The sequence below is a fragment of the Pseudorhizobium banfieldiae genome (genome assembly GCF_000967425.1).
In the GTDB taxonomy this organism is placed as follows: Bacteria; Pseudomonadota; Alphaproteobacteria; order Rhizobiales; family Rhizobiaceae; genus Neorhizobium; species Neorhizobium banfieldiae.
Genome location: NZ_FO082820.1, coordinates 1163531 through 1189365 on the forward strand (window position 1 = coordinate 1163531; position 25835 = coordinate 1189365).

The 25835-nt window shown below is 62.8% G+C and carries 24 protein-coding genes and 1 other annotated feature; of the genes, 13 read left to right on the forward strand and 11 right to left on the reverse strand.

What is annotated here, in order from left to right:
* The first annotated feature begins 43 nt into the window (after window positions 1-43).
* Genes NT26_RS05605 through ppx form a run of 4 tightly spaced genes read left to right on the forward strand, consistent with a single transcriptional unit; the run spans window position 44 to window position 5665 of the window.
* Window positions 44-1183, forward strand: a complete 1140-nt coding sequence (locus tag NT26_RS05605) for an AI-2E family transporter (RefSeq protein WP_052637820.1) — start codon at window positions 44-46, stop codon at window positions 1181-1183.
* Window positions 1176-1883 (forward strand): DnaA regulatory inactivator HdaA, encoded by a 708-nt coding sequence (gene hdaA, locus NT26_RS05610; RefSeq protein ID WP_052637821.1) that lies wholly within the window; start codon window positions 1176-1178, stop codon window positions 1881-1883. The genes NT26_RS05605 and hdaA overlap by 8 nt, the downstream gene beginning before the upstream one ends.
* Window positions 1884-1943: 60 nt before the next feature.
* Window positions 1944-4130 carry an RNA degradosome polyphosphate kinase gene (locus NT26_RS05615; protein ID WP_052637822.1) on the forward strand — a complete coding sequence of 729 codons (2187 nt, stop codon included), beginning with the start codon at window positions 1944-1946 and terminating at the stop codon, window positions 4128-4130.
* Between the two features lie 17 nt (window positions 4131-4147).
* Complete coding sequence (ppx, locus tag NT26_RS05620) at window positions 4148-5665, forward strand: exopolyphosphatase (protein ID WP_052637823.1); 1518 nt, start codon at window positions 4148-4150, stop codon at window positions 5663-5665.
* Between the two features lie 161 nt (window positions 5666-5826).
* On the opposite strand, the gene NT26_RS05625 is transcribed toward ppx, so the two are convergent.
* The 4 genes from NT26_RS05625 to NT26_RS05640 all read right to left on the reverse strand — a co-directional run bounded on the left by NT26_RS05625 (window position 5827) and on the right by NT26_RS05640 (window position 9888).
* Window positions 5827-6831 (reverse strand): DUF2891 domain-containing protein, encoded by a 1005-nt coding sequence (locus NT26_RS05625; protein WP_052637824.1) that lies wholly within the window; start codon window positions 6829-6831, stop codon window positions 5827-5829.
* Window positions 6832-6834: 3 nt separating this feature from the next.
* Window positions 6835-7980: a ribonuclease D gene (gene rnd, locus NT26_RS05630; protein WP_052637825.1), complete on the reverse strand. Its 1146-nt coding sequence runs from the start codon at window positions 7978-7980 to the stop codon at window positions 6835-6837.
* Window positions 7981-8063: 83 nt separating this feature from the next.
* Window positions 8064-9302: an MFS transporter gene (locus NT26_RS05635; RefSeq protein WP_052637826.1), complete on the reverse strand. Its 1239-nt coding sequence runs from the start codon at window positions 9300-9302 to the stop codon at window positions 8064-8066.
* A gap of 136 nt (window positions 9303-9438) precedes the next feature.
* On the reverse strand, window positions 9439-9888 hold the full coding sequence (locus NT26_RS05640) for an SH3 domain-containing protein (RefSeq protein ID WP_162197779.1): 450 nt from the start codon (window positions 9886-9888) through the stop codon (window positions 9439-9441).
* 49 nt (window positions 9889-9937) lie between these two features.
* On the opposite strand from NT26_RS05640, the gene NT26_RS22935 reads away from it, so the two are divergent.
* The 5 genes from NT26_RS22935 (at window position 9938) to NT26_RS05660 (ending at window position 14993) form a co-directional block, all read left to right on the forward strand.
* Entirely contained in the window at window positions 9938-10093 is a 156-nt protein-coding gene (locus NT26_RS22935) for a hypothetical protein (RefSeq protein WP_162197780.1), read from the forward strand.
* 250 nt (window positions 10094-10343) lie between these two features.
* On the forward strand, window positions 10344-10787 hold the full coding sequence (locus NT26_RS05645; RefSeq protein WP_052637828.1) for a BA14K family protein: 444 nt from the start codon (window positions 10344-10346) through the stop codon (window positions 10785-10787).
* Window positions 10788-11010: 223 nt separating this feature from the next.
* Entirely contained in the window at window positions 11011-12798 is a 1788-nt protein-coding gene (gene aspS, locus NT26_RS05650; protein ID WP_052637829.1) for an aspartate--tRNA ligase, read from the forward strand.
* A 155-nt stretch (window positions 12799-12953) separates the two neighbouring features.
* The gene (locus NT26_RS05655) at window positions 12954-13280 is read left to right on the forward strand and encodes a DUF1236 domain-containing protein (RefSeq protein WP_052637830.1); all 327 of its coding nucleotides are present in this window, start codon (window positions 12954-12956) and stop codon (window positions 13278-13280) included.
* A 99-nt stretch (window positions 13281-13379) separates the two neighbouring features.
* Window positions 13380-13437 (forward strand) — a sequence feature (sul1 is cis-regulatory element that is thought to sense ions involved in sulfur or methionine metabolism; They are found in Alphaproteobacteria).
* 71 nt (window positions 13438-13508) lie between these two features.
* On the forward strand, window positions 13509-14993 hold the full coding sequence (locus tag NT26_RS05660; RefSeq protein ID WP_052637831.1) for a SulP family inorganic anion transporter: 1485 nt from the start codon (window positions 13509-13511) through the stop codon (window positions 14991-14993).
* 85 nt (window positions 14994-15078) lie between these two features.
* Here the strand turns inward: NT26_RS05660 and NT26_RS05665 are convergent, their stop codons facing one another.
* The 3 genes from NT26_RS05665 to NT26_RS05675 all read right to left on the reverse strand — a co-directional run bounded on the left by NT26_RS05665 (window position 15079) and on the right by NT26_RS05675 (window position 17083).
* Window positions 15079-15384 carry a hypothetical protein gene (locus tag NT26_RS05665; protein ID WP_052637832.1) on the reverse strand — a complete coding sequence of 102 codons (306 nt, stop codon included), beginning with the start codon at window positions 15382-15384 and terminating at the stop codon, window positions 15079-15081.
* A 100-nt stretch (window positions 15385-15484) separates the two neighbouring features.
* A complete protein-coding gene (locus tag NT26_RS05670; protein ID WP_052641905.1) occupies window positions 15485-15823 on the reverse strand; it encodes a hypothetical protein in 339 nt (112 codons plus the stop codon).
* Window positions 15824-15892: 69 nt separating this feature from the next.
* On the reverse strand, window positions 15893-17083 hold the full coding sequence (locus NT26_RS05675; protein ID WP_052637833.1) for a hypothetical protein: 1191 nt from the start codon (window positions 17081-17083) through the stop codon (window positions 15893-15895).
* A gap of 185 nt (window positions 17084-17268) precedes the next feature.
* Here NT26_RS05675 and parC point away from each other — a divergent pair, with 185 nt between their 5' ends.
* On the forward strand, window positions 17269-19527 hold the full coding sequence (gene parC, locus NT26_RS05680; RefSeq protein WP_052637834.1) for a DNA topoisomerase IV subunit A: 2259 nt from the start codon (window positions 17269-17271) through the stop codon (window positions 19525-19527).
* A gap of 7 nt (window positions 19528-19534) precedes the next feature.
* Here the strand turns inward: parC and NT26_RS05685 are convergent, their stop codons facing one another.
* From NT26_RS05685 to hemB, 4 genes are all read right to left on the reverse strand, one after another.
* Window positions 19535-20425 carry a DMT family transporter gene (locus NT26_RS05685; protein WP_052637835.1) on the reverse strand — a complete coding sequence of 297 codons (891 nt, stop codon included), beginning with the start codon at window positions 20423-20425 and terminating at the stop codon, window positions 19535-19537.
* A 10-nt stretch (window positions 20426-20435) separates the two neighbouring features.
* Window positions 20436-21194 carry an arginyltransferase gene (locus tag NT26_RS05690; RefSeq protein ID WP_052637836.1) on the reverse strand — a complete coding sequence of 253 codons (759 nt, stop codon included), beginning with the start codon at window positions 21192-21194 and terminating at the stop codon, window positions 20436-20438.
* Window positions 21195-21328: 134 nt separating this feature from the next.
* The gene (locus NT26_RS05695; RefSeq protein WP_052637837.1) at window positions 21329-21787 is read right to left on the reverse strand and encodes an RDD family protein; all 459 of its coding nucleotides are present in this window, start codon (window positions 21785-21787) and stop codon (window positions 21329-21331) included.
* A 71-nt stretch (window positions 21788-21858) separates the two neighbouring features.
* Entirely contained in the window at window positions 21859-22872 is a 1014-nt protein-coding gene (gene hemB / locus NT26_RS05700) for a porphobilinogen synthase (RefSeq protein ID WP_052637838.1), read from the reverse strand.
* A 141-nt stretch (window positions 22873-23013) separates the two neighbouring features.
* On the opposite strand from hemB, the gene NT26_RS05705 reads away from it, so the two are divergent.
* The 3 genes from NT26_RS05705 (at window position 23014) to NT26_RS05715 (ending at window position 25828) form a co-directional block, all read left to right on the forward strand.
* Window positions 23014-23445: a DUF6163 family protein gene (locus NT26_RS05705; protein ID WP_052637839.1), complete on the forward strand. Its 432-nt coding sequence runs from the start codon at window positions 23014-23016 to the stop codon at window positions 23443-23445.
* A 238-nt stretch (window positions 23446-23683) separates the two neighbouring features.
* Window positions 23684-24196, forward strand: a complete 513-nt coding sequence (ldtR, locus tag NT26_RS05710) for a transcriptional regulator LdtR (protein ID WP_052637840.1) — start codon at window positions 23684-23686, stop codon at window positions 24194-24196.
* 297 nt (window positions 24197-24493) lie between these two features.
* Window positions 24494-25828, forward strand: a complete 1335-nt coding sequence (locus NT26_RS05715; protein WP_052641907.1) for a L,D-transpeptidase family protein — start codon at window positions 24494-24496, stop codon at window positions 25826-25828.
* The last annotated feature ends 7 nt before the right edge of the window (window positions 25829-25835 follow it).

Below are 25835 nucleotides of genomic sequence, written 5' to 3' on the forward strand. Positions count from 1 at the left end.
CTATCGGTGTCCAGACTGCGGCCAACCACCGGGGAAGACGGCGATGCCCTACCACATCAGCGGAGCGAGCCTGCGCCGTCACATCCTCTTCTGGTTGGCGGCGCTGATCGTGTTCATTGTCTTCCTGTGGGCGTTTCGCTCGATCCTGCTGCCCTTCGTGGCCGGCATGGCGCTTGCCTATTTCCTCGACCCCGTCGCCGACTGGCTGGAGCGGCGCGGCTTGAGCCGGATGATGGCAAGCGTCGTGATCCTTATCTGCTTCGTCCTTGTCTTCGTTCTGTCGCTGATGATCATCATTCCCGTGATCGTCAGCCAGTTGAACGAATTCGCCGCGGCACTTCCAGCCTATGTCACCCGCCTGCAGGAGCTGATCGCCACCCCCGACGCCTTCCTTCCAGACTGGCTGAGCACGCAGATCGAGACGGCCAAGCAGAACTTCTCCAACGTGATGTCGGAAGGGGCGGGCTTCATTACCGGCCTGCTTCGCCAGATATGGGCTTCGGGCAAAACGTTGCTCGACGTCGTCTCGCTGCTGGTCGTCACGCCGGTCGTGGCCTTCTATATCCTGCTCGACTGGGACAAGATGATTGCCAGGGTCGACAGCTGGGTTCCAAGAGATCAGGTTGTTACGGTCCGTCGGCTCGCGCTCGACATGGACAATGCCATCGCCGGCTTCGTTCGCGGGCAGGGCTCCATCTGCCTCATCCTTGGGGCCTTCTATGCCATCGGCTTGTCCCTGATCGGGCTCAATTTCGGACTGCTCATCGGCTTCGCGGCAGGGCTGATCAGTTTCATCCCTTATATCGGTTCGTTCGTAGGGCTGCTTCTCTCCGTGGGGGTAGCACTGGTTCAGTTCTGGCCCGATTACACCTGGATCATAGCGACGGCAGCCGTTTTCTTCGCGGGTCAGTTCATCGAGGGCAACATCCTGCAGCCGAAGCTGATGGGCTCGCGGATCGGCGTCCACCCCGTGTGGCTCATGTTCGCCCTGTTTGCGTTCGGCCTCATCTTCGGCTTTGTCGGCCTCCTGATTGCCGTACCCGCCGCCGCTGTGGTCGGCGTGCTTGTCCGCTTTGCGCTGTCGCGGTATCTTGAGAGCGACCTCTACTATGGCCGCAGGGCCGCGCTTCCTTGGCAGGAGCCGCCGCAGGTACTGGAGCATTCCCGGGACAGCAATGATTGATCAGACCGAGAAAGACCGGCGCCGCCATGAGCAGCTGCCGCTTTCCTTCCCCTATGATGCCGCCACCGGGCGGGACGACCTGCTGGTCTCCGAACGTCTGAGCGCGGCCGTCTCAATCATCGATGCCTGGCCCAACTGGCCGTCACCCGTCGTCATTCTGGCGGGACCCGTCGGTTCCGGCAAGTCGCACCTCGCGGCCATCTGGAGGGAAAAGAGTGGTGCGACACCCATTCATCCACAGGCGGGTTCTGGATCGTCGGCCGCGGCCGCCCACGGCCCTGTGCTGTTCGAGGATGCCGAACGGCAGGGCTTCGATGACGCGGAATTGTTCCATGTCATCAACAGCGTGCGCGAGAACGGCCACAGCCTGCTCATTACCTCGCGCCTCTGGCCCATGTCCTGGCCCGTGACGCTTCCCGACCTGCGTTCGCGCCTCAAGGCGGCAACGGTGGTGGAAATCGGCGAGCCGGACGAGGAGCTGCTTGCGCAGGTGATCGTCAAGCTCTTCGCCGACCGGCAGCTTTACATTGATGACAAGCTTGTCGGCTATATCGTTACCCGGATGGAACGCTCGCTGGCTGCTGCACAGACGATCGTCGATCGGCTCGATCGCCTGGCACTTGGTCGCGGGACGCGGATCACGCGGCAACTCGCGGCAGAAGTGCTGAACGAGGTCGGAAATACTGTCGAGGATGATTGACTGTCATAGTTCCGTCGCCAAACTGTAATATCGGCCGGAGAATAACTTGGGGGCGATGGAATGGACGTGACGACGGAACCGCATGGGCAGGAAGGGATGGCACCTGTCACCGAGGATCTGCTCCAGAGTCCCGATCGCTTCATCAACCGCGAGTTTTCCTGGCTGCAGTTCAATCGTCGCGTTCTCGAAGAGACGCTGAACACCGCCCATCCTTTGCTGGAGCGGGTGCGTTTCCTGTCCATCTCGGCAGCCAACCTCGACGAATTCTTCATGGTCCGCGTGGCCGGCCTCGAGGGCCAGGTGCGCCAGGGTATCGTCATCCGCAGCCCCGACGGCAAGACGCCGGCCGAACAGCTGGACGCCATCCTGCAGGAGATCGACAACCTGCAGATGGAACAGCAGGCCTCTCTCGCCGTCCTGCAGCAGTACCTCGCTCGCGAGGACATCCTGATCGTTCGACCGGCCGCGCTCTCCGGTGACGACCGCACCTGGCTGGCCAATGCCTTCGATGACGAACTCTTCCCGGTGCTGACGCCGCTGTCCATCGACCCTGCCCATCCGTTCCCGTTCATTCCGAACCTCGGTTTCTCGATCGCGCTGCAGCTTGAAAGCCTGCACGGCCGCGAGCCTATGACCGGGCTGCTCCGCCTTCCACCGACGCTTGACCGCTTCATCCGCCTGCCCGACGAGGGAGCGGCCATCCGCTACATCACCCTCGAAGACGTCGTCGGGATGTTTACGAACCGCCTCTTCCCCGGCTACGTGGTGAAGGGCGCGGGTACGTTCCGCATCATCCGCGACAGCGATATCGAGGTGGAGGAAGAGGCCGAGGACCTCGTCCGCTTCTTCGAGACGGCCCTGAAGCGCCGCCGCCGCGGCAAGGTTATCCGGATCGAGACGGATTCCGAAATGCCGCCTGAACTGCGCCAGTTCGTGGTGCAGGAGCTTGGCGTTCCGGACAATCGTATTGCGGTTCTTCCGGGGCTGTTGGCCCTCAATACGCTTTCGGAAATCACCAAGGCTCCGCGCGACGACCTGCGCTTCGAGCCGTTCAATCCGCGCTTTCCGGAACGCGTGCGCGAGCATGCCGGTGACTGCCTTGCCGCCATCCGCGAGAAGGACATGGTCGTCCACCATCCCTACGAGAGCTTCGATGTGGTCGTGCAGTTTCTGCTGCAGGCGGCGCGCGATCCGGATGTGCTGGCCATCAAGCAGACGCTCTACCGCACATCCAACGACAGCCCGATCGTCCGGGCGCTGATCGATGCCGCGGAGGCCGGCAAGTCCGTGACCGCACTTGTGGAACTCAAGGCCCGGTTCGACGAGGAAGCGAATATCCGCTGGGCACGCGATCTGGAGCGCGCGGGCGTTCAGGTTGTCTTCGGCTTCATCGAGCTGAAGACGCACGCCAAGATGTCCATGGTCGTTCGCCGCGAGGACGGCAAGCTCCGGACATATTGCCACCTGGGCACCGGCAACTACCATCCCGTCACGGCGAAGATCTACACCGATCTATCCTTCTTCACCTGCAATCCGAAGATTGCCCACGACATGGCGAATGTCTTCAACTTCATCACCGGCTATGGCGAGCCGGAAGACAGCATGAAGTTGGCGGTCTCGCCCTATACGCTGCGCCCGCGCATCCTTCGCCACATCGAGGAGGAGATCGTCCACGCACAGAACGGCGCGCCGGCGGCGATCTGGATGAAGATGAATTCGCTGGTCGATCCGGAGATCATTGACGCACTCTATCGGGCGAGCGCCGCCGGCGTGGATGTCGACCTCGTCGTCCGCGGCATCTGCTGCCTGCGCCCGCAGGTGCCGGGTCTTTCCGACAATATCCGGGTGAAGTCGATCGTCGGCCGCTTCCTGGAGCACAGCCGCATCTTCTGCTTCGGCAACGGCTACGGTCTGCCGTCCGACAAGGCGCTCGTCTACATCGGCTCCGCTGATATGATGCCGCGCAATCTCGACCGCCGGGTGGAGACGCTCGTACCGCTCCTGAACCCGACCGTCCACGAGCAGGTGCTCTCGCAGATCATGCTCGGCAACCTGATTGACAACCAGCAGAGCTACGAGATATTGCCCGACGGCACGTCCAGGCGCATCGAAGTGCGTCCGGGCGAGGAACCTTTTAACGCGCAACAGTATTTCATGACCAATCCGAGCCTTTCCGGTCGTGGTGAAGCTCTCAATTCAAGTGCTCCGAAACTGATTGCCGGCCTGATGTCCGGGCGCAGGAACTAAGCCGAGAAAAAGGCCGTATGGTAAGATCTGAAGCGCAGGGCCGGCTGCCGGGCATCGCTCCCGTCTCCGTCGTCGACATCGGCTCCAACTCCGTACGCATCGTGATCTACGAGGGTTTGTCGCGCTCGCCGGCGATGCTGTTCAACGAGAAGGTCCTGTGCGGGCTCGGCAAGGGCCTTGCCTCCACCGGCCGCATGGATCCGACAGCAGTCGAGAGAGCACTGGCGGCGCTGCGGCGGTTCCGGGCACTTTCCGAGCAGGCCCGCGCCACGCACATCTATCCCCTTGCGACAGCCGCGGCACGGGAGGCGTCGAACGGTGACAAATTCATCCGCGATGCCGAGGAAATCCTCGGCTGCAGGATCCAGGTGCTGACGGGCGAGGAAGAGGCCCTCTATTCCGCCTACGGCGTCATCAGCGGCTTCCATGATCCGGATGGCATTGCCGGCGACCTCGGCGGCGGCTCGCTCGAGCTCATCGATATCCGCGGTGAGCAGGTTGGCCGTGGAATCACCCTTCCTCTCGGCGGCCTGCGGCTCTCCGAAACCTCCGGCCAGTCGATCGACAAAGCAAGATCGATCGCCGCCGAGAATGTCGCGCGGGCGTCCTTCCTGAAGAAGGGGGAGGGACGGACCTTCTATGCCGTAGGCGGCACCTGGCGAAACATTGCCAAGCTGCACATGGAAATGACCGGGTATCCGTTGCACATGATGCAGGGCTACGAGGTCAGCTACGAGGAGATGGCCTCCTTCCTTGATACGGTGGTGTCCGGCGACAGCAAGCATCCGTCCTGGCAGGCCGTCTCGAAAAACCGCCGCGCCCTGCTGCCTTTCGGCGCCGTTGCCATGCAGGAGGTCCTGCGGGTGATGAAGCCTGGCCGCATCCTCTTCTCCGCCCAGGGCGTGCGCGAAGGCTATCTCTATTCGCTGCTCTCGGAGGAGGAGAAGGCCTCCGACCCTCTGCTGGTCGCCGCCGACCAACTGGCAATCCTGCGCGCCCGCTCACCCGAACATGCGCGTGAACTCGCGGCCTGGACGGGGCGGATGGTCTCGCTCTTCGGCATCGAAGAGACCGAGCAGGAGAGCCGCTACCGACAGGCTGCCTGCCTGCTCGCCGATATCAGCTGGCGCGCCCATCCGGATTATCGCGGGCCGCAGGCGCTGAACCTCATTGCCCATTCGTCATTGGTCGGCATCACCCATCCGGGTCGGGCCTATCTTGCGCTTGCCAACTATCACCGCTTCGAGGGGCTGCAGGATGATGGCGCCTCCGAGCCTCTGGCGGCCATTGCCGGCCCACGCCTGCAGGATCTCGCCAAGCTCCTCGGGGGCATGCTGCGGGTCGTCTACCTCTTCTCCGCCTCCATGCCCGGCATCGTCAACAGCCTGTCCTTCCGACCTTCGTCGTCGCCCGACCTCGACCTCGAGTTCGTGGTCCCGCCCGAGCACGCGAACTTCGCCGGCGAGCGTCTCGACGGCCGCCTGCAGCAGCTCGCAAAGCTCACGGGCAAGCGGCTGGCCTTCCGGTTCGAATAGGCCCGACGCGACGGGTAGACCCGCTCGCTAAACCGCGATGTTCTCGGAAAGCTTTCTTCGGACAACGCAAAAAGGTCGTCGGCGTCGCGCTGCGGGCAGTGAAGAAGATCGCCGACAAGATCACCAGGGGCGCGAAGCTCCACGCCTGAAGGCATGGACGGTTACGCCTCAAGGGCAAGCGTCGCAAAGCTTGCCAACCAGTGCTCGCCCATGTAGTCGCCGGCGACATGGGGAAGGGCGGCGGCGAGATGTGCCTCGGCAGCCGCAACCATCATCGATCGGCGCGGATCGTCCTCTGGGATCGCCTTGCCCAGCGCTCGCCAGCACCAGGCGCGGCTGAGGTTGAGGCCGTCAAGATGGGCGATCTTGCCGTCCGACCGGTCGGAGACGCGGGCTGGACTGAACAGCGTCTCCGGTTGTCCGGCCTCGATCTGAGGCAGGAAGCGGTCGAACCAGCCAAGGAAGTCGTCTTGCGGCATCAGCCGGCGCATGCATTCGGCTTCGACCAGCGCCGAGGAGAGGAAATCGTCGCCGGACGGCTCGCCCCAGGCCGGGCAGTTCTCGTCAGTGCCGTACCAGCGCAATGCCGTCTCGCACAGCAGGCTGAACAGCGCTCCATTCCCCGTTGCCTCCGCATAATCGGCAGCCAGTCGCAGGGCGAATGCGGTGTTGAAATGCGTCCCGACCCTAACTGGATAGGTGGCAATCGGCAAAAAATCCTCGAACCGCGCGACCAAGGCATCCGCCAGCGGCTGGAGCGTATCGAACCAGGCGTGATGCGTGTGCAGGGAGAGTTCCGCTGAAAGCTTCAGCAGCCAGCCCCAGCCATAGGGCCTTTCGAAGCCGCGGGCCTCCGGCGCGGCCAGATAGGCGCATTCCCCCTCCACATTGTCCGGCGTCAGTTGCGCGTCGAACAGCGCCCGGATGGCTGGCGCCGCCTCGATCTGCGGAAAGCGCTGCAGGAGATGCGCCAGCATCCAATAGCCGTGCACGCAGGAATGCCAGTCGAAGCTGCCGTAGAAGATCGGATGCAGCTCTCGCGGCGTGCGCGCATCCTCCGGCCCCGCCAGCACATGCCCCGGCTTGTTCGGATATTCCCGCCGCACGTGACCGAGTGCGATAGCCGCAAAACGCTGTGCAATCTCGGCGGTCAGGGCAGGGGACATCGCCTAGAGCTCCACCGCCTCGACCTTCTTGTCCACGAAGCGCAGTGCAACGCCGCCGGAGATCAGCTTCAAGGCGGTGTCGCCGAACAGTTCGCGCCGCCAGCCATGCAGCGCAGCCACGTCGGCGCCTTCGCCCTCTGCGGCGATCTTCTCGAGATCGTCGGAATTGGCGATCACCTTGGCGGCGACACCCTCCTTGTCGGAAATCAGCTTCAGCAGCACCTTGAGAAGTTCGACGGCAGCACCGGTGCCTTCGGGAGAGCGCGTCGGCTTCGGGGCATGCGGCATCTCTGCCTTCGGCAATGTAAGTGCGGAATTGACCGCTTCGATGACCGCGGTTCCCGAGGCGGATCGTTCCCAGCCCTTCGGGATCGTCCTCAGCCGCGAGAGCGCGTCCGTATCCTTCGGCTGCTGCTGGGCGATTTCGTAGATCGCATCGTCCTTCAGAACCCGCGACCGCGGAACGTTTCGGCTGCGCGCTTCCCGCTCGCGCCATGCCGCCACGAACTTGACGATCGCAAGCTCGGTTGGCTTGCGGAGCCGCGCCTTCAGCCGCAGCCAGGCATCGTCGGGGTGGATGTCGTAGGTATTGGCCGATTCCAGAATCGCCATTTCCTCCGTCAGCCAGCCGGCGCGGCCCTCCCGTTCCAACTGAGCCTTCAGCGCCGCATAGACGTCGCGCAGATGCGTCACGTCCGCCAATGCATATTCCAGCTGCTTGTCAGAAAGCGGCCGCCGGCTCCAGTCGGTGAAGCGCGAGGTCTTGTCGATATGAGCGCCGGTGGTGCGCTGCACGAGCTGGTCATAGGAGACACTGTCACCGAAGCCGCAGACCATGGCCGCGACCTGCGTGTCGAAGATCGGATGCGGCACAAGATTGCCGAGGTGATGGATGATCTCGATATCCTGGCGCGCCGCATGAAAGACCTTAATCACCTTCCTATCGGCCATCAGCTCGAAGAAAGGCTTGAGGTCGAGACCCTTCGCCAGCGGATCGACGAGAACCTCCATCGTCGGGCTAGCCATCTGGATCAGGCAGAGCTGCGGCCAGAAGGTGGTCTCGCGCAGGAACTCGGTATCGATGGTGATGAAGTCCGATTGGGCGAGCTTGGCGCAGGCGTCTTCGAGGGCAGCAGTCGTTTCGATCATCAGGTCCGGTCACAACAATGGAGAGATAAAGGGCTCAGCCTTCCTTCTCCTTCCGACCCGATATGTCAATATAACCCCGCAAATCAGCGGCGGTCTTCCTTGTCTGGTGGCGCGGCGAGCTTGTTGAAGTAGGCCGAAGTTCTGAGCAGCGCGCGAAAACGCCTTGGCCGCTCCTCCGGCGGCACCGGCGGACGCGTCCCCATTCGCCTCAGCGTGAAGACCGCAAACCCCGCGAAGATAACCGAGGTATAGATGAAGAAGACGTCCGGGCCGTAATATTCGAGCAGCAGCGAGGCGAGCAGCGGCCCGACCGTTGCGCCGACCGACCAGTAGAAGAGCAGTCCGGCCGAGACGAGTGCGTGTTCGCCATCCTTGGCGTAGTCGTTGCCGTGGGCGGAGCAGAGCGAGTAGAGCGGCATCGAAAAGGCGCCGAACAGGAAGACGCCGATGATGTTTGCGGTCTCGCTCGTGCCCGCGCCGAAGGAGAGATAGGCACCCGTGATGATCGAGCCGATGGTCGTCCACAGGATGACGGTGCGTCGGTCCAGCCGGTCGGAATAGACGCCGAGCGGATATTGCAGCACGACGCCGCCGATGATGCCGGCGCTCATGAAGGTGGCGATCGAGGTGATGCTCATACCAATTGCCTCGCCGTAGATCGGCCCGATGTTACGGAAGGCGGCCATCGCCAGGCCTACGCAAACGACGCCGACAACTGCGAGCGGCGAAATGCGCCAGACCGCCTTGAGGTCGAAGCGGATCGCCTCGGGCGGCGTCGGGCTCGAGCGGTCGGCAAGCGAGATCGGCACCAGCGAGAGCGTCATGGCGATCGCGATGATGCTGAAGATCACCGTCCCCTCTATGCCCGCCAACGGGATCATGTACTGCGCCGCCGTCACCGAGCCGAGGTCGACGAGCCGGTAGATGGAGAGCGTTCGGGCGCGATTGGCGTTCGTCACCTTGGCGTTGATCCAGCTTTCGACCGTCGCGAACAGGCTCGCCACCGCAATTCCGATGATGAAGCGCATCAGGAACCAGAAGGTCGGATCGATGATCAGCGACATCGCCAGCGAGCAGGATGCACCGATCGCGGCCATGGCCGAGAAGGTGCGGATATGGCCGATCTCACGCAGCAGCCTCGTGACGTAGATGCAGCCGATGGCAAAGCCGACGCTGTAGCCGGCGCCGATCATGCCGATGAGGGAAGGCGAGAAGCCTTCGTAGGAGCCGCGCAGGGCGATGTATGTGCCCTGGAGCCCGTTGCCGCCGATGAGGATCCCGGCGGTGACGAGCAGGGGAATCAGCGGACGGATCTGGCTCATGGAGGACTTTCGGGAGACGTGCTGCGCGACTCGCTCCCCGTGCGGTGGAGCAAGCGAGCATAGGCCGGCAATGCTGCCGCTGTCTCTGGAAATCAGCGCGCCATATTACAGGGAGAGCCGCTTCGGGAAGCGTTTGCTACTGGCCGCTGAGGTAGCGACGGGTGACCCATCCCTCCCAGCCCGCGACCCTTATCTTCTGCCAACCATTCCTCGCATAGGGCAGGAATGCGATGTCGCATTGGTTGGGGGACAGGCGTACCAGCACCTTCGACTGCGGCGAGGGCCAAGCCCTGAGATTCAAGCGGTCGCCCGGGGCGACGCCGGTCACGCAGTAGAGCGAGGGGGACACCGTCGAGATATAGCGTTTGTCAAGCCAGCCGGTGTCGTGCCTCGCTTCCACGGGGCACCAGTTGCCCTGGCATTCGCCAATAACGATGACGCCGCACTCGTCGTGCCGGAGCCGGTTGACGATTGGTGCGGACGAAGCCGCCGCACGCCGAACGTTCAGGACGTCGTCGGTCCGCACCTCCACGACGCAGTGCTCTTCGCCACGGATCACCTGCGCAGAGGACAGGGAAGGCATCATCAGGCCGGCAAACCCGGCGACTACCGCGAGAGCCAAACCCAAGGAGGGTTTGAAGCGTTCAGAAAGTCGCCGCGACAACATGGTAGCTGGGACCACGATTGGTGTCGGCGTGCTTGGCGAGCAATGGAGCGCCGACGAGAAAGGCCGCAAGAGCAAGGATGAATGCTGGACCCTGAAGTGGCATCGGCTGATCCTCAACGGTTAACAGCGTCTAAAGTAGATGAGTCAAATTAACCGCAGCTGAACAAGCGTGGTTAACCCAGCAATCCGGGATCAGCGGGGCAATCAAACTGCCGACGAGTACAGCGCGCCTTGGGCAGCGATGGCGCGCAGGCTGGGTGCGGTAGCTACCGCCGGAAGAACCACGATTCGCCAGGCCCGGTAACATTCCTGTGCGGGAACCGAATTGGACGGCATCGGTTCTCCACCCGAAGCTAGATGAAAGGATATGTCTGATGTTTATCGGAAAATCGCTTGCGGCCGGGGCAGTCAGTGCCCTGATGTTCGTTACCTCCGTCTTCCCCGCCGGCGCGGTCGTCATGCCGACGGTGAAGGCTCCGCAGATCTCCGACGTGGAGCAGGTCCGGAATCATCGGGATCGCGATCGTCGCTACTATCGGGATCGGGACGATCGGCGCGGCTATTACCGCGGACATCGCGGATTCAGGGAATATCGTCGCGGCTACCGTCGCCACAATGATGGCTGGTGGTACCCGCTCGCTGCCTTCGGAGCCGGCGCGATAATCGGCGGCGCGATCAGCCAGGGTCGGCCTGCGCAGGCGCTGCCCAGCAGGCATGTCCAGTGGTGCGCCAACCGCTACCGCACCTATCGCGCTTCCGACAATACCTACGTGCCTCGGGTCGGCGTACGTGCCCAGTGCAGGTCGCCCTATCTATAGTGTCACCGGATAAGGACGCATAACGCCTCCGCAGTAAGACCCGCCACCGCGACCCGGTGGCGGGTCTTACTGTTTGCGCCGGCGTCTGGCCTCGGCGAAGACCTCTTGCGCCTTGACAAACCGGGCTGACCATGCGCTTTTCGCGCCGATTTTCTTGCCAGCTGTCCGGCAGTGCTTCGCACGCCGCTTGATGCAGCATTGCACCAGTCCGGGATACCTAAAGATGCACCGTTACCGCAGTCACACCTGTGCCGCCCTCAGGAAGTCCGATGTCGGCTCCACCGTCCGCATCTCCGGTTGGGTCCATCGTGTCCGCGACCATGGCGGTGTCCTCTTCATCGACCTGCGTGACCATTACGGCATGACTCAGGTAGTCGCGGATCCCGATTCGCCGGCGTTCAAGATTGCCGAGACCGTTCGTGGCGAATGGGTGATCCGTGTGGATGGCATGGTGAAGGCCCGCACCGACGATACCATCAACAAGAACATGCCGACCGGCGAGATCGAGCTCTATGCCCAGGAGATTGAAGTCCTCTCTGCCGCCAAGGAACTGCCGCTGCCGGTCTTCGGCGAGCCGGACTATCCGGAAGACGTGCGTCTCAAGTACCGCTTCCTGGATCTCCGCCGCGAAACGCTGCACAGGAACATCGTCAAGCGCACCCAGGTGATCGCTGCCATGCGCCGCGAGATGGCGAATGTCGGCTTCACCGAATACTCGACGCCGATCCTGACCGCGTCCTCGCCGGAAGGTGCCCGCGACTTCCTCGTCCCGAGCCGGATCCACGAGGGCAAGTTCTTCGCGCTGCCGCAGGCGCCGCAGCAGTACAAGCAGCTGCTGATGGTCGCCGGCTTCGACCGCTACTTCCAGATCGCCCCCTGCTTCCGCGACGAGGACCCGCGCGCCGACCGCCTGCCGGGCGAGTTCTATCAGCTCGACCTGGAAATGAGCTTCGTCACGCAGGAAGATGTCTGGACGACGATGGAGCCGGTCATCCGCGGCATCTTCGAGGAGTTCGCCGAAGGAAAGCCCGTCACCAAGGAATTCCCGCGCATCCCCTATGACGAGGCGATCCGCAAATACGGTTCGGACAAGCCGGACCTGCGCAATCCGATCATCATGCAGGCGGTTACCGAACACTTCGCCGGCTCCGGCTTCAAAGTCTTCGCCAACATGATCGCGTCCAATTCCAAGGTCGAGGTCTGGGCCATCCCAGCCAGGACCGGTGGAAGCCGCGCATTCTGCGATCGCATGAACGCTTGGGCCCAGAGCCAGGGCCAGCCCGGCCTAGGCTATATCTTCTGGCGTCAGGAAGGTGCAGTTCTCGAGGGCGCTGGCCCGCTCGCCAAGAACATCGGCGAGGAACGCACCGAGGCGATCCGGACCCAGCTCGGCCTCGACGAGGGCGATGCCTGCTTCTTCGTCGCCGGCGAGCCGGAGAAGTTCTACAAGTTCGCGGGCGAGGCGCGCAACCGCGCGGCCGACGAGCTGAACCTTATCGACAAGGATCGCTTTGAGCTTTGCTGGATCGTCGATTTCCCGTTCTACGAATGGAACGAGGACGAGAAGAAGGTGGACTTCGCCCACAACCCGTTCTCCATGCCGCAGGGCGGCATGGATGCGCTGGAAAACCAGGATCCGCTGACCATCAAGGCCTACCAGTACGACATGGTCTGCAACGGCTTCGAGATCGCCTCCGGCTCGATCCGTAACCAGTCGCCGGAACTCATGGTCAAGGCCTTCGAGAAGGTGGGCCTGAGCCAGGCCGACGTCGAGGAGCGCTTCGGCGGCCTCTACCGCGCCTTCCAGTACGGTGCACCGCCGCATGGCGGCATGGCGGCCGGGGTCGACCGCATTGTCATGCTGCTGACGGGTGCCAAGAACCTGCGCGAGATTACGCTCTTCCCGATGAACCAGCAGGCGCAGGATCTCCTGATGAACGCGCCGTCGCCGGCCACTTCGACGCAGCTGCGGGAGCTGGCGCTGCGCGTCGTTCCCTCCAAGAAGGACTGAGCCGCTCCTACAGCTAGCGTCTCCCTGAACGGCGGCCTCTGGTCGCCGTTTTCTGTTTCACCCGTTTACCCTTGGTGATGAACGGGGAGGCGGAAAGACGGAACCAACCCGACCCTCCCGTGTTCTCTGGCCAGCAGAAGCACAGGAGAAAGAACATGCGCATTCAGCTCATTGCCGCGACCGCGGCCCTCGTCATGGTTTCGGGCGCTGCCGTGGCGCAGAGCACCATCGTCGTCCAGGAGCAGGCTCCGGTCGTCACCGGCTCCACCGTCGTCGTCCCGGGCGAAGTCCGCACCTATGTAATGGAACAGCGCGTCCCGTCGGTCGCCTACGAGGGCGAGATCGTCGTTGGTGCTCCGCTGCCGGAAGCCGTCGAAGTCCGCACCGTCGATGGCTACAACGATTATGCCTACACCGTGGTCAACGAGCGCCGGGTGCTGGTGAACCCGCAGACCCGCACCGTCATCCAGGTTCTGGATTGATAGCTTCGGAAGCCCGGATCACCGATCCGGGCTTTCCTTCGTCGCCTGACGATCATCAAGTTGCACCGCAGCAACCAAGTCGCTATAGACCCTCCATCACAAGGACTCGGGTGAAATTCCCGGGTGGCTCTTCCGGCCGCCGATCCGCCGGACAACGCAAAGCATCATCTCTTCTTCCCGCCGAAAACACCCGCTTCCGGCCGATGCTCATTTTGCGAAAATTTTCAGATGAACGGTCTTGCACACTACAAACGCGAATGGTTTTCCAACATCCGCGGCGACATCCTCTCCGGCATCGTCGTTGCTCTTGCCCTCATCCCTGAAGCCATCGGCTTCTCGGTCATTGCCGGCGTCGATCCCAAGGTAGGCCTGTTTGCTTCCTTCGCCATTGCCTGCGTCTCCGCCTTTACGGGCGGGCGCCCCGGCATGATCTCCGCCGCCACCGCGGCAACGGCGGTCTTGATGGTGACGCTCGTCCGCGACCACGGGCTGCAATATCTCTTCGCCGCAACCCTGCTGATGGGTCTCCTGCAGATCCTCGCCGGTGCCGCCCGGCTCGGCCGCGTCATGCGCTTCGTCTCCAAGTCGGTGATGACCGGCTTCGTCAACGCGCTCGCGATCCTGATCTTCATGGCGCAACTGCCGGAACTGATCGGCGTGCCGGTTGAGACCTATGTGATGATCGCAGCCGGCCTCGCCATCATCTATCTCTTCCCCCTGGTGACGCGCGCTATCCCGTCTCCGCTCGTGGCCATCGCCGCGCTGACCGCCGTCGCCTACTACTGGGGCATGGACATACGCACGGTGGGTGATCTTGGAGAATTGCCGGACAGCCTGCCGATCTTCGCGCTGCCACAGGTGCCGCTCACCTGGGAAACCCTGGAGATCATCCTACCATATTCGCTTGCTCTCGCGGCTGTCGGATTGTTGGAGTCACTCCTGACGGCAAAGATCGTCGACGACATGACGGACACCAACAGTAACAAGAGCCAGGAATGCGTAGGGCAGGGGGTGAGCAACATCGCCTCCGGTCTGATCGGCGGCATGGGCGGCTGTGCGATGATCGGCCAGTCCGTCATCAATGTCAGCTCCGGCGGGCGCGGGCGCCTGTCGACCTTCGTTGCCGGCGCCTTCCTTCTCTTCCTGATCCTCGTCCTCGATGAGATCGTCCGCATCATCCCCATGGCCGCCCTGGTGGCGGTGATGATCATGGTCTCCATCGGCACCTTCTCGTGGCGCTCCGTCATCGACCTGCGCCGTAACCCACTGCCGTCGTCGATCGTCATGCTGGCAACGGTCATCACCGTCGTGGCAACCCATGATCTGGCGAAGGGCGTGCTGGTCGGCGTGCTACTCTCCGGCGTATTCTTTGCCGGCAAGGTCTCACGGCTCTTTCATGTCCGCTCGAAAGCGAGTGCCGACGGCACGCAACGCACCTATCACGTCGACGGCGAGATCTTCTTCGCCTCCACCGAGAGCTTCATCAAGGCGTTCGACTTTTCCGAACCCCTCAAGCGGGTGACGATCGATGTGACCGAGGCGCATCTGTGGGACATCACCGCCGTCGGTGCCGTGGATGACGTGGTGCTGAAGTTCCGCCGCCACGGGGTCGAGGTGGAACTGCGCGGCCTCAATGAGGCGAGCGCCAACATGGTGGACCGGTTCGGGCTGCACGACAAGGATCACGCGCCGCAGACGGTGGCCGGACACTGAGGGAGCGGCGGGGGAGGGAAGGGCGTCCACTGCCGGCACAACATGTCGCGCGGGTCGCGGTGACTACTGAGTCTCTCGCCGGGTCCTATATGCCGGAGCCATCCAGTTCCGCCTCGTCCTTGCCTTCCCAGGCTGGAGGCAGGGTGAGTGCCTCTACATTGGCTGCGGGCATCGGCATCCAGCACTTCAGCTCCGGCTCGGCGTATTCGATGATTCTGCCCGGCGCGGAATCGGAGGAGCGCCAGGCCTCGCCGCCATGCTGGTCTCCCCTGGCCCAGTAGACAAGATCGACGGCGCCGGGGCCCTGTTCGGACGGGCGTATGGTCACAAGAATGCGACTGCCGTCCTTCGGTGCGGAGCGCATCTGCCGCCAGCGGCCAGGTTCATCCATTCTTGTTTCCTCCCAGAGAGATGGCCCAAGTGTCGCCGCGAGATCCCGTTCGGTCAACTCCAGTGCCCCAACGCGATCCAGAACAGTTGCCGCCTGTCGCTCACGTCACGAAAGGCATGATGTCGACGCCGTCACCCGGGAATACGGTCAGATGCGGATGGTCGCGGAATAGCTGCGCGGCCGCTTCGGCGGTTTCCGCCTCGACGACGAGATAACCGCAGAGTGGATTCTGGGCCGCCGCCACGCCGTCCTTCGTCACGCGTGTCGTCTTGCCAACCATTCCGCCACGATCGAGGATGAGCGCGGCATTGCGTTCTTCCCAGGCTTTCCATTGCGCGACGCCCACGGCATCGATCGCATCCTGCTCGGCCTTCGGCATGTTGCGAAACGACGCGAGGTCCTCGGGCTTCATCGTGTAGACGGCAAGAAACCGGGGCATCGGCGTAACCTCCATCCGCTCAGTTGGCCTCCCACGCCGCCGTATCCCTGATGGCGGCCTGTTCTGCCACTACTGTCTCCGGTTTGCCTCCACCGTCACGCCCAGCACGTCCGGAAGCGTGTTCGGCGCTCCCATGGCAGCGCCCATGATCATCGGGAAGGGGACCGGGTTTTCGGGCTCGGCCGAGATCGTCAGGTTGCCGGGATTGTCGAGATAGGTGTTGACGGCTTCCGTCACCATGTTCTGCAGCTTCGGCACATTGTACTGGGCGAGCATCATCGGCGTCATCGCCTTCAGCATCTGGGCCATGTTCTCACCCGAGACGCCCTGTTCCTTGCCGGCATAGTCGAGCGCCCGGCTGGTGATGCCGGCATCCTGGAAGCTGATCTCGGCACTGTTGAAGGTCAGTCGCTGCATCAGGCCGAGCATCGCAAGGCTCGCGGCATCCTGGGCCTCCTTGCCGGCGTTCGCTTCCATGGCCTGTGACGCCTGCTGCGCAGCACGCACGAAGTCCATGGTATAGCCGGAGAAGCTGAGGGCCATCGAGAGCTTGCCGACATTGGCGAAATCGAAGACATATTCTTCGAGATCGACCACACCTTCTTCTGCCTGCCAGCTTCCCGACAGACTCATGGTCCCCGAAAGCTTCGTCATCCCGAGCGACTGGAGAGCTTCACGGGACTTGGCATCCTCGACCGTCGACAGATCGGCTTCAATGCCGTCGACCTCTATCGCAAATCCGACCGCGGACTGGTCTTCGGCAACATCGGTGGCGGAGCTGGACGAGGTGACCGAGAACACGGTCTTTCCGTCGACAGTGACCTTCATCGGTCCGGTGGAGGCTTCCTCATAGAGGAGGACGGAGTCCAGGCTATCGCCCGTGGCCGTGGCGGGCACGGTCACGCCGCTCATCGATATGTCTGAGATCGTGACGGTGGTCTTGTCTTCCGTCGCGGTCACATCGGGAAAGGCAACGGTCTCGATAAAGTAGCCGCCATTGTCTTCCTCGACGCCCTCGAGGGTGATGTCACCAAGCGTGATGGCGGGGTCGGCCTCGACCGGCTTATAGGTGGCGCCGCGCAGGGTCACCGTGGACCCGCGCACGTCGATCGTCTGGGCAGCGAGCGGAGCGCCGGGCATGCCCATGGCCGCATTCAGCTTCGCCACCAGGTCTGCTCCGTCAAGCGAGAATGCAGGCCCTGCCATCATCATCAAAGCGCCGCCGGCTGCCAGAGCCCGCATGGTGCCTGCATAAGACATCGTCAATCCTCCCGTAGGCATGTGCCCGTAGCGTTCCGTTTTGCCTGTTATACGAGGCAGCGAAGAAACGTCCATGGTTTTTGTTCCCCGCCGACAGTGGTGGAAGGGCCGTGTCCGTGCCGTCATCCACAGGCGCATGTCCTGTATTTCTTGCCGGGAATCGGGCTTTCCGCTAGTCAAGGCCCATGGGACAAAATCTTACACCGCCGTCAGACGGCGAGGGCGGCGACCATATCCTTCCGGTCGACCTGAAGGCGGCACTCGAAGAGCGCTATCTCGCCTATGCCCTGTCAACGATCATGCATCGCGCGCTTCCGGACGTCCGTGACGGCCTGAAGCCGGTGCATCGCCGCATCATCCATGCAATGAGCGAAATGGGCATCCGTCCCAATTCGGCCTTCAAGAAATGCGCCCGCATCGTCGGCGACGTCATCGGTAAGTTCCATCCGCATGGCGACCAGTCCGTCTATGACGCACTGGTGCGCCTGGCGCAGGATTTCTCTCAGCGCTACCCCGTCGTCGACGGGCAGGGCAACTTCGGCAATATCGACGGCGACAGTGCGGCCGCCTACCGGTACACCGAGGCGCGCATGACCGAGGTGGCGGCTCTCCTCCTCGAGGGGATCGATCAGGATGCCGTCGATTTTCGCCCGACCTATAACGAGGAGGACGAGGAACCTGTCGTCCTGCCGGCGGCCTTCCCGAACCTGCTTGCCAACGGCGCTTCCGGCATCGCGGTCGGCATGGCGACGTCCATCCCGCCCCACAACGCCCATGAACTCTGTGACGCTGCACTCCACCTGATCAAGCATCCTGATGCGACCGTCGAGAAGCTCGTCGACTTCATTCCCGGCCCGGACATGCCGACCGGCGGCATCATCATCGACAGCCGCGAGTCCATCATAGAATCCTACAAGACCGGTCGCGGCGGCTTTCGCGTACGGGCGAAGTGGGAGACGGAGGACCTCGGTCGCGGCGGCTACCAGATCGTCGTCACCGAAATTCCTTATCAGGTGCAGAAGTCGCGGCTGATCGAGAAGATCGCCGAGCTCCTCATCGCCCGCAAGCTGCCACTGCTTGAAGATGTTCGGGACGAATCCGCCGAAGATGTCCGCATCGTGCTCGTGCCGAAGAGCCGCACGGTGGACGCCACGCTGCTGATGGAATCGCTCTTCCGACTGACGGATCTGGAAAACCGCTTCCCGCTCAACATGAACGTCCTGTCCATGGGCAAGGTGCCCAAGGTCATGGCGTTGAACGAAATCCTGCTGGAATGGCTGGACCACCGCAAGACCGTCCTCATCCGGCGCTCGAAATTCCGGCTGGCAGCCATCGATCGCCGTCTCGAGATCCTCGGCGGTCTGCTGGTCGCCTATCTCAACCTCGACGAGGTGATCCGCATTATCCGCGAGGAAGACGAGCCGAAGCCGGTGATGATCGCCAAATGGGATCTCACGGACATACAGGCCGAAGCGATCCTCAACATGCGCCTGCGCAACCTACGCAAGCTGGAGGAGTTCGAGATCCGCAAGGAGTTCGACGAACTCACCCAGGAGAAGGCCGACATCGAGGCGCTGCTCGCCTCCGATGACAAGCTGTGGCGGGTGGTGGAAGTCGAGATCCAGGACGTCAAGAAGAAGTTCGCCAAGGCCACCGAGCTCGGCCGCCGCCGCACCCAGTTCGCCGAGGCTCCGGAAGCGGACGTTGACGCCATCCAGCAGGCGATGATCGAGAAGGAGCCGGTGACGGTCGTCCTCTCGCAGAAGGGCTGGATCCGCGCGCTGAAGGGCCATATCGGCGACACCTCGTCGCTAACATTCAAGGAAGGCGACGCCCTGAAGCTTGCCTTTCCTGCGCAGACGACGGACAAGCTGCTGCTCGTTACCACCGGCGGCAAGGCCTATACGCTCGGAGCCGAAAAGCTGCCGGGCGGCCGCGGCCATGGCGAGCCGGTCCGCATCATGGTGGACATGGAGAACGACCAGGACATCCTGGCTGCCTTCGTCCACGACCCGTCGCGCAAGCTGATCCTTGCCTCGACTGCCGGCAACGGCTTCGTGGTGGCAGAAAGCGAAATGGTCGCCAATACCCGCAAGGGCAAGCAGATCATGAACGTTGGTATGCCGGACGAGGCAAAGCTCGTCGTGCCGGTGACCGGCGATCACGTCGCGGTTGTCGGCGAGAACCGCAAAATGCTCGTGTTCCCGCTCGTCCAGCTGCCGGAGATGACCCGCGGCAAGGGCGTGCGCCTGCAGCGCTACAAGGACGGCGGCATTTCGGACGTGAAGTGCTTTGCCATCGACCAGGGCCTTACCTGGGAGGATTCCGCCGGCCGCGTCTTCACGAAGACGAAGGACGAACTGGTGGAATGGCTGGGCGACCGCGCCTCTGCCGGCCGGCTGGTGCCAAAGGGCTTCCCGCGCAGCGGCAAGTTCGCGGGGTGATCCTCACCTAGACTGAGGTCGAGGCCGGGACGGGCGCAAGCTGCGGATGCTGTCTTCGCCGCATCTGCCACGCCGAATGCGCTACCAGCGCCAGCACCAGGATGGCACCTCCGATAAGCGCCTGCGCTGCCGGTACTTCTGAGAATACGATCCACACCCAGACCGGTGCGAGGATCGTCTCCAGCAGGTAGAACATTCCGACCTCCGGGCCGCTGAGATAACGCGGGCCGGTCGCGAGGCACCAGAAGGCGAGGGGTATCATCACGGCGCCGTCGAAGATCACCCAGACTGGCGCGGCCACGGCGACGCCCTGCTGCGCCACGAAAGTCAGTCCGATCAACGCCGGCAGGATGGTTGCCACAAGCGGTACGAAGCCCATGTCGCGTCCGCTCTTGCGGCCGATCGTGATGGCCCCGGCAAGCAGGGCCGACGTCGAAAGCGCAAGCCCGTCACCGAACAACCCGCCAGCCTCCAGCCCACCCGCGACGATCAGAGCCACACCCGCAACCATGACGCTCATGGTCACGATCGTGGAGAATGACGGCACCTCCTTCAGGGCCAGCCAGCCGAACAGGGCGGCGAACATAGGCGTGAACGCGACGATGAAGACGACATTCGCCGTGGCGGTGTTGAAGACGGCGCCAAGGAAGGTCATCGTCGAAATCCCGTAGCACAGGCCGGCAACCAGGCCCGCCTTGCCGGGCATGAGCACCGGGCGCTTCTTCGAGAAGAAGCGCAGCAGGAGCCAGATCGTCATGCCGGCTGCAAACGTCATCACGCTGCGCAGTGCGATGACCGACCACACCTCGCCCTCTCCGAGCTTGACGAGCGGGACGTCAAAGGAGAGCGCGAGCCCGCCGAGGGTGGTCAGGGCAAGGCCCTTCTGGTGATCATTCATGGATGGATCTTCAGATGTCGGTGGCGGGGTCGAAGCGTTCCCAGCCGCGCGGCGTCAGGTGTTCCTGCGGCTGGAAGCGCGTCTTGTAGCCCATCTTGCTCGATCCCTTCACCCAGTAGCCGAGATAGACATGCGGCAGGCCGAGCGCCTGCGTGCGGCTGATGTGATCGAGGATCATGAAGGTGCCGAGCGAGCGCCTGGCAAGACGTGTGTTGAAGAAGGAATAGACCATGGACAGGCCGTCGCTCATCGTGTCGGTGAGCGCGACTGCCAGCAGTTCGCCCTTCCGCTCGCCGATACCCGTTCCCGGCTCACGCTTGCGGTACTCGATGATGCGCGTGTTGACATGGGTGTCCTCGACCATGATTGCGTAGTCGAGTGCCGACATGTCCGACATGCCGCCCCTCTGGTGGCGGTCGTCGAGGTATCGCCGAAAGAGCGAGAACTGCTCGGTCGAAGGTTGTGCAGGCAGGAGCGTCGAGACCACGTCGGCATTCGCGGCAAGCACGCGCCGCATCGTTCGCCCCGCCTGGAACTCGTCAGCGAGGATGCGAACCGAAATGCAGGCCCGGCAGGTCTCGCAGGCGGGGCGATAGGCGATATTCTGCGATCGGCGGAAGCCGCCCTGGGTCAGGAGGTCGTTCATCTCCGCCGCCCGCGGCCCGACCAGGTGGGTGAACACCTTGCGCTCCATCTGCCCCGGAAGGTAGGGACAGGTCGCCGGGGCTGTCAGGTAGAACTGCGGGGAGGGCGTGGTCTGAGTATTCATCGCGGCGCGATTGGTTCCGTCCTGGCTTCCAGATGATGCCGTAACAGCCATACCATGGCGCAGATTGGGAAAACGTCAACAGCGCCTGAAGTGGTTGCTCCCGGCGCCGGATGATAAGGTGTTGATGGACCCGGTCAGTCGGTGCGGACGATGACGGTGCCCAGCAGCATGTCATGCACGAGCCGCGACCGCTCGGTGAAAAGGCCAGCAAGCAAGATGAGCGGCGTCAGCACCGAATTGATGATCCAGAACAGCACCGTGTGGACCATGGCGGTCAGGAAATCCATCCGACGGCCGTCGAGCCGCATCATGGCTACACCCATGGCCCGCATGCCGGGCGTTGCCTGGTTGGGCCCGCCGAGCGTCATGCCAAAATAGAGAAGCGCGACGATGACAAAGAGCGCCGGATAGAGAAAGAAGCCAAGGCCGAGCGTGATGATGCCGAGGAAGAAGACGATCACCGCGGCCGGAATGCACAGCAGCAGCACGATCGCGTAGTCGATCACGAAGGCGAAGGCCCGCCGTGACAGCACGCCGCTATAGGCGCGCCAGTCGTCGGGCGCGGTGTAGGTCGGGGTGGGGTCGAGGCTCATCGGCTTTGTCTCCGGTTAGGTGATAAAGCATATGGGAGGTCTCCGCCGCCGGTGCAAGCGCAGCTCCTCCGTCACCCCTTTGCAAGCTTCCGCGCCACCTCCAGCGAGAAATAGCTCAGGATGCCGTCGCAGCCGGCGCGCTTGAAGCAGAGCAGGGTCTCCATCATGATCCGGTTGCCGTCGATCCAGCCGTTCATCGCCGCCGCCTTGATCTGCGTGTATTCCCCCGAGACCTGGTAGGCGAAGGTAGGCAGTCCAAACGCTTCCTTGATGCGCCAGCAGATGTCGAGATAGGCGAGACCCGGCTTCACCATCAGCATATCGGCGCCTTCCTCGACGTCGAGTGCAGCATCGCGCAACGCCTCGGTGCCGTTTGCCGGGCTGATGTAGTAGCTGTTCTTGTCGCCCTTCAGCAGGCCGCCGGTATTGATGGCCTCGCGATAGGGACCGTAGAAGCCCGAGGCGAACTTCGTGGCATAGGACATGATGCCGACGTCCTGGTGGCCGGCGGCATCGAGCCCCCGGCGGATGGCGCCGATCCGGCCGTCCATCATGTCCGACGGCGCGATGATGTCGGCGCCCGCATCGGCCTGCATCACCGCCGCACGCACGATCTGGTCGACCGTCTCGTCGTTGACGATGACACCGTCGCGCAGGATGCCGTCATGGCCGTGGCTCGTGAACGGGTCGAGCGCCACGTCGGTGATGATGCCGATGTTCGGAACCGCCTTCTTGATCGCCGCCGTTGCCCGATTGACGAGGTTGTCCGCCGCAAGGCTCTGCGAGCCGGTTTCGTCGCGCAATTCCATCTCGATGTCTGGGAAGGTCGCGATTGCGGGGATGCCGAGGTCGGCCGCCTCCTTCACCGCCTCCACCGCCTTGTCGACGCTCATCCGGTTGACGCCCGGCATGGCGGCGATGGGATCAATGATGCCGGTCCCCGGCACGAGGAAGATCGGCCAGATCAGATCATCGACGGTCAGCCGGTTCTCCTGCACCATGCGTCGCGTCCAGTCCGCCTTGCGGTTTCGCCGCATGCGACGGTGGCCGGTGATCTCGTCCACCAGATGCGTCTTGTCGGTCATGGAGATGCCTCGCTGTCTTTTCGTGATGTCATGCCACTTACCATCCCGGAGGATGATTGCGAATGGCCAGATCGACGCGCCCCGCTTGCGTCTGGCTTCTTGCGGCTGGCGGCCGCAACGCGCGCCGGGTAATGTGGCGCCATGGAACCTGATTCACCCACAGTGCCGAAGCGGACGCTGACGCAGATCCTGTTCATCCTGTTTCTCCGTATCGTCGCCATGACCTGCTTCTGGTTCGGCCTGCAGTATTGGGCGATGCTGGTGGGATACACGCTCGACGGTCGCGGACGATTCGACCTGCTGTCCCTCCCGTGGCAGGTGGCCGCGCCAAGCCTCGCAGTGCTGTTTCCGGTCGCCTCCCTGGGCCTCTGGCTTGCCGTCTCCTGGGGGCCGGTCCTCTACGCGCTCGCGGCGATCATCCAGTTTCTGATGTACAATCTGTGGGCGGATATCTTCGGCGCGAACGTCTTCGTCCTGCTTTTCCACGCGGTGGTAGCGCTTCTCTACCTGCTTTTCCGCATCGCTTTCTGGCTGGAAGACCGGCGCAGGGCGGAGCAGGTAACCCCCCGTTAACCCTCGTTCGAAAGCTTTCAAGCTTCCGATTTTAATGAATTTCGTACCTAACCTTTTGATTTTTATGGAGCGATTTGCGTCGCGACGGATGCTGCCTTGTCTCGGCCGCAATCGACGAGTGCCGGGTAAGCGCTTGTTAAGTATGTGTTTTAAGTCGAATTTTATGGGCATTCGATAGTCTCACTCACAAGGCGGGAAGACAACAAACACCGCCAAGCAAAACAGTGAGGCAGACAACATGAACACGAAGCTGAAGCCGCAGGCAGCCGTCGCTGCCGAAACCCGCGAAGATGCAATCCGCTCGCTCTACCTGGAATCCCTTCACCTGGTCGAGCGTCTCCACCGCCGCCTTCTCGACGTCATCAAGGACGAGTTCGACCGCCAGGGCCGTGACGACATCAACGCAGTCCAGGCGCTGCTGCTTTTCAACATCGGCAATTCGGAACTCTCGGCCGGTGAGCTTCGCTCGCGGGGCTACTACCTCGGCTCGAACGTCTCCTACAACGTCAAGAAGCTGGTCGACCTCGGCTTCATCAACCACCAGCGCTCCCGCATCGACCGCCGGTCGGTCCGCATCAGCCTAACCGAGGACGGCCAGGAGATCGCCGAGACCGTCGCCAAGCTCTACGAGCGCCATATCGGCTCGATCGAGAAGGTCGGCGGCATCGGTGAGGGCGAGTTCGCCCAGATGAACAAGCTCCTGCAGCGCCTCGACCGCTTCTGGAACGATACCATCGCCTACCGCCTCTGATCCGCGACACTCCTCCAGTCGCCATCAAAACCGGACGCGTCCCTGCGCGGCCGGTTTTTGCGTTGCCGGAAAACCACAGCGCTCTGCCCCCATCGTCCGTCACGACCTTGTCATCCCTGTCATCGTCCGGTGGCTTCGCCGAGACACGAATTGGCCATATTGCCGTGTGATCCGCGCTATCGGGTCGCTGGGACTGGAATCACCCTTTGGTGTCGTCGCCGGCTGCGCAATTTGCGCCTTTGTTAACCATGTACCGCTAGGTCTGAACGGCAGCCGCGGGATGAGATGGGTAGGATGATGTCGAAGAAGATCGGATCGGAACAGGTTTCTCGCCGGATGCTCCTGCGCTCGGCTGCAACGTTCGGCGCAGCGGCGCTCGCCGCGCCGGCGCTCGCCCAGACGGCGATCGATAACCTGATCGCGGCGCCACGCCGCGGTACCTGGGACGACCAGTTCGACGCCAAGGGCAGCTCGCGCACGGTGGCTGCCGTCGCCACGCACAATCCGGTTCTCGGTTCCCATGCGCCGGTGAACATCCAGCAGGCGATCATGAACTACCAGATGATCGTTTCCAACGGTGGCTGGCCGGAGATCAATCCGGCGCAGACTCTGCGTCTCGGCGTGGTCGATCCATCCGTGCAGCAGGTTCGTCAGCGCTTGATGATCTCGGGCGACTTGCCGCAATCCGCCGGCATGTCGGCAGCATTCGATTCCTATGTCGACGGTGCGGTGAAGCGCTTCCAGGCCCGCCATGGCCTTCCGGCCGACGGGGTCATGGGCGAGTTCACCGTCAAGGCAATGAATGTCCCCGCCGCGACACGCCTGCACCAGCTCGAAACCAACCTCGTGCGCTTGCAGTCCATGTCCTCTGCGGACCTCGGTCGTCGCTATGTCATGGTCAACATCCCCGCCGCCTACATCGAAGCGGTGGAGAATGGTCGCGTCGCGCTCCGCAATACCGCTGTCGTCGGCAAGATCGACCGCCCGACCCATGCCATCAACTCGAAGATCTACGAAGTCATCCTCAATCCGTACTGGACGGCACCGCGCTCGATCGTCGAGAAGGACATCGTGCCGCTGATGCGCAAGGATCCGACCTACCTGACGCGCAACAACATCCGCCTCTTCGACGGCAACGGCAACGAGGTGGCGCCGGAGACTGTGGATTGGCATGCGGAGAAGGCGCCAAACCTGATGTTCCGTCAGGATCCCGGCAAGATCAACGCCATGGCCTCGACCAAGATCAATTTCCACAATCCGAACAACGAATACATGCACGACACGCCGCAGCAGGGCCTGTTCAACAAACTGATGCGGTTCGAATCCTCAGGCTGCATTCGTGCGCAGAACGTCCGTGACCTGACGACATGGCTGCTCAGGGAAACCCCGGGCTGGGACCGGCAGAACATGGAGCGGGTTATCGCCAGCCGTGTCAGCACCCCGATCAAGCTGAGCGAGGAAGTGCCGATCTACATCGTCTATATCAGCGCCTGGTCTGCCGCCGACGGCATTGTCCAGTTCCGCGACGACATCTATCAGATGGACGGTGCGACCGAGCTTGCGCTGCAGACGACGACCGGCGTCGAGCAATCCGCTGGGCCGATCAGCGAAGAAGACTTCCTGCCGCAGTAAGCTGCGC

Coding starts and splice junctions, on each gene's coding strand:
- parC (WP_052637834.1), top strand. CDS start 17,269: ATGGGACAAAATCTTACACCGCCGTCAGACGGCGAGGGCGGCGACCAT.
- NT26_RS05665 (WP_052637832.1), bottom strand. CDS start 15,384: ATGGATGAACCTGGCCGCTGGCGGCAGATGCGCTCCGCACCGAAGGAC.
- aspS (WP_052637829.1), top strand. CDS start 11,011: ATGCACCGTTACCGCAGTCACACCTGTGCCGCCCTCAGGAAGTCCGAT.
- NT26_RS05660 (WP_052637831.1), top strand. CDS start 13,509: ATGAACGGTCTTGCACACTACAAACGCGAATGGTTTTCCAACATCCGC.
- NT26_RS05640 (WP_162197779.1), bottom strand. CDS start 9,888: ATGATGCCTTCCCTGTCCTCTGCGCAGGTGATCCGTGGCGAAGAGCAC.
- NT26_RS05625 (WP_052637824.1), bottom strand. CDS start 6,831: ATGTCCCCTGCCCTGACCGCCGAGATTGCACAGCGTTTTGCGGCTATC.
- NT26_RS05670 (WP_052641905.1), bottom strand. CDS start 15,823: ATGCCCCGGTTTCTTGCCGTCTACACGATGAAGCCCGAGGACCTCGCG.
- NT26_RS05690 (WP_052637836.1), bottom strand. CDS start 21,194: ATGAATACTCAGACCACGCCCTCCCCGCAGTTCTACCTGACAGCCCCG.
- NT26_RS05685 (WP_052637835.1), bottom strand. CDS start 20,425: ATGAATGATCACCAGAAGGGCCTTGCCCTGACCACCCTCGGCGGGCTC.
- NT26_RS05675 (WP_052637833.1), bottom strand. CDS start 17,083: ATGTCTTATGCAGGCACCATGCGGGCTCTGGCAGCCGGCGGCGCTTTG.
- NT26_RS05655 (WP_052637830.1), top strand. CDS start 12,954: ATGCGCATTCAGCTCATTGCCGCGACCGCGGCCCTCGTCATGGTTTCG.
- NT26_RS05605 (WP_052637820.1), top strand. CDS start 44: ATGCCCTACCACATCAGCGGAGCGAGCCTGCGCCGTCACATCCTCTTC.
- NT26_RS05705 (WP_052637839.1), top strand. CDS start 23,014: ATGGAACCTGATTCACCCACAGTGCCGAAGCGGACGCTGACGCAGATC.
- ppx (WP_052637823.1), top strand. CDS start 4,148: ATGGTAAGATCTGAAGCGCAGGGCCGGCTGCCGGGCATCGCTCCCGTC.
- ldtR (WP_052637840.1), top strand. CDS start 23,684: ATGAACACGAAGCTGAAGCCGCAGGCAGCCGTCGCTGCCGAAACCCGC.
- hdaA (WP_052637821.1), top strand. CDS start 1,176: ATGATTGATCAGACCGAGAAAGACCGGCGCCGCCATGAGCAGCTGCCG.
- NT26_RS05615 (WP_052637822.1), top strand. CDS start 1,944: ATGGACGTGACGACGGAACCGCATGGGCAGGAAGGGATGGCACCTGTC.
- NT26_RS05645 (WP_052637828.1), top strand. CDS start 10,344: ATGTTTATCGGAAAATCGCTTGCGGCCGGGGCAGTCAGTGCCCTGATG.
- NT26_RS05715 (WP_052641907.1), top strand. CDS start 24,494: ATGTCGAAGAAGATCGGATCGGAACAGGTTTCTCGCCGGATGCTCCTG.
- rnd (WP_052637825.1), bottom strand. CDS start 7,980: ATGATCGAAACGACTGCTGCCCTCGAAGACGCCTGCGCCAAGCTCGCC.
- NT26_RS05695 (WP_052637837.1), bottom strand. CDS start 21,787: ATGAGCCTCGACCCCACCCCGACCTACACCGCGCCCGACGACTGGCGC.
- hemB (WP_052637838.1), bottom strand. CDS start 22,872: ATGACCGACAAGACGCATCTGGTGGACGAGATCACCGGCCACCGTCGC.
- NT26_RS05635 (WP_052637826.1), bottom strand. CDS start 9,302: ATGAGCCAGATCCGTCCGCTGATTCCCCTGCTCGTCACCGCCGGGATC.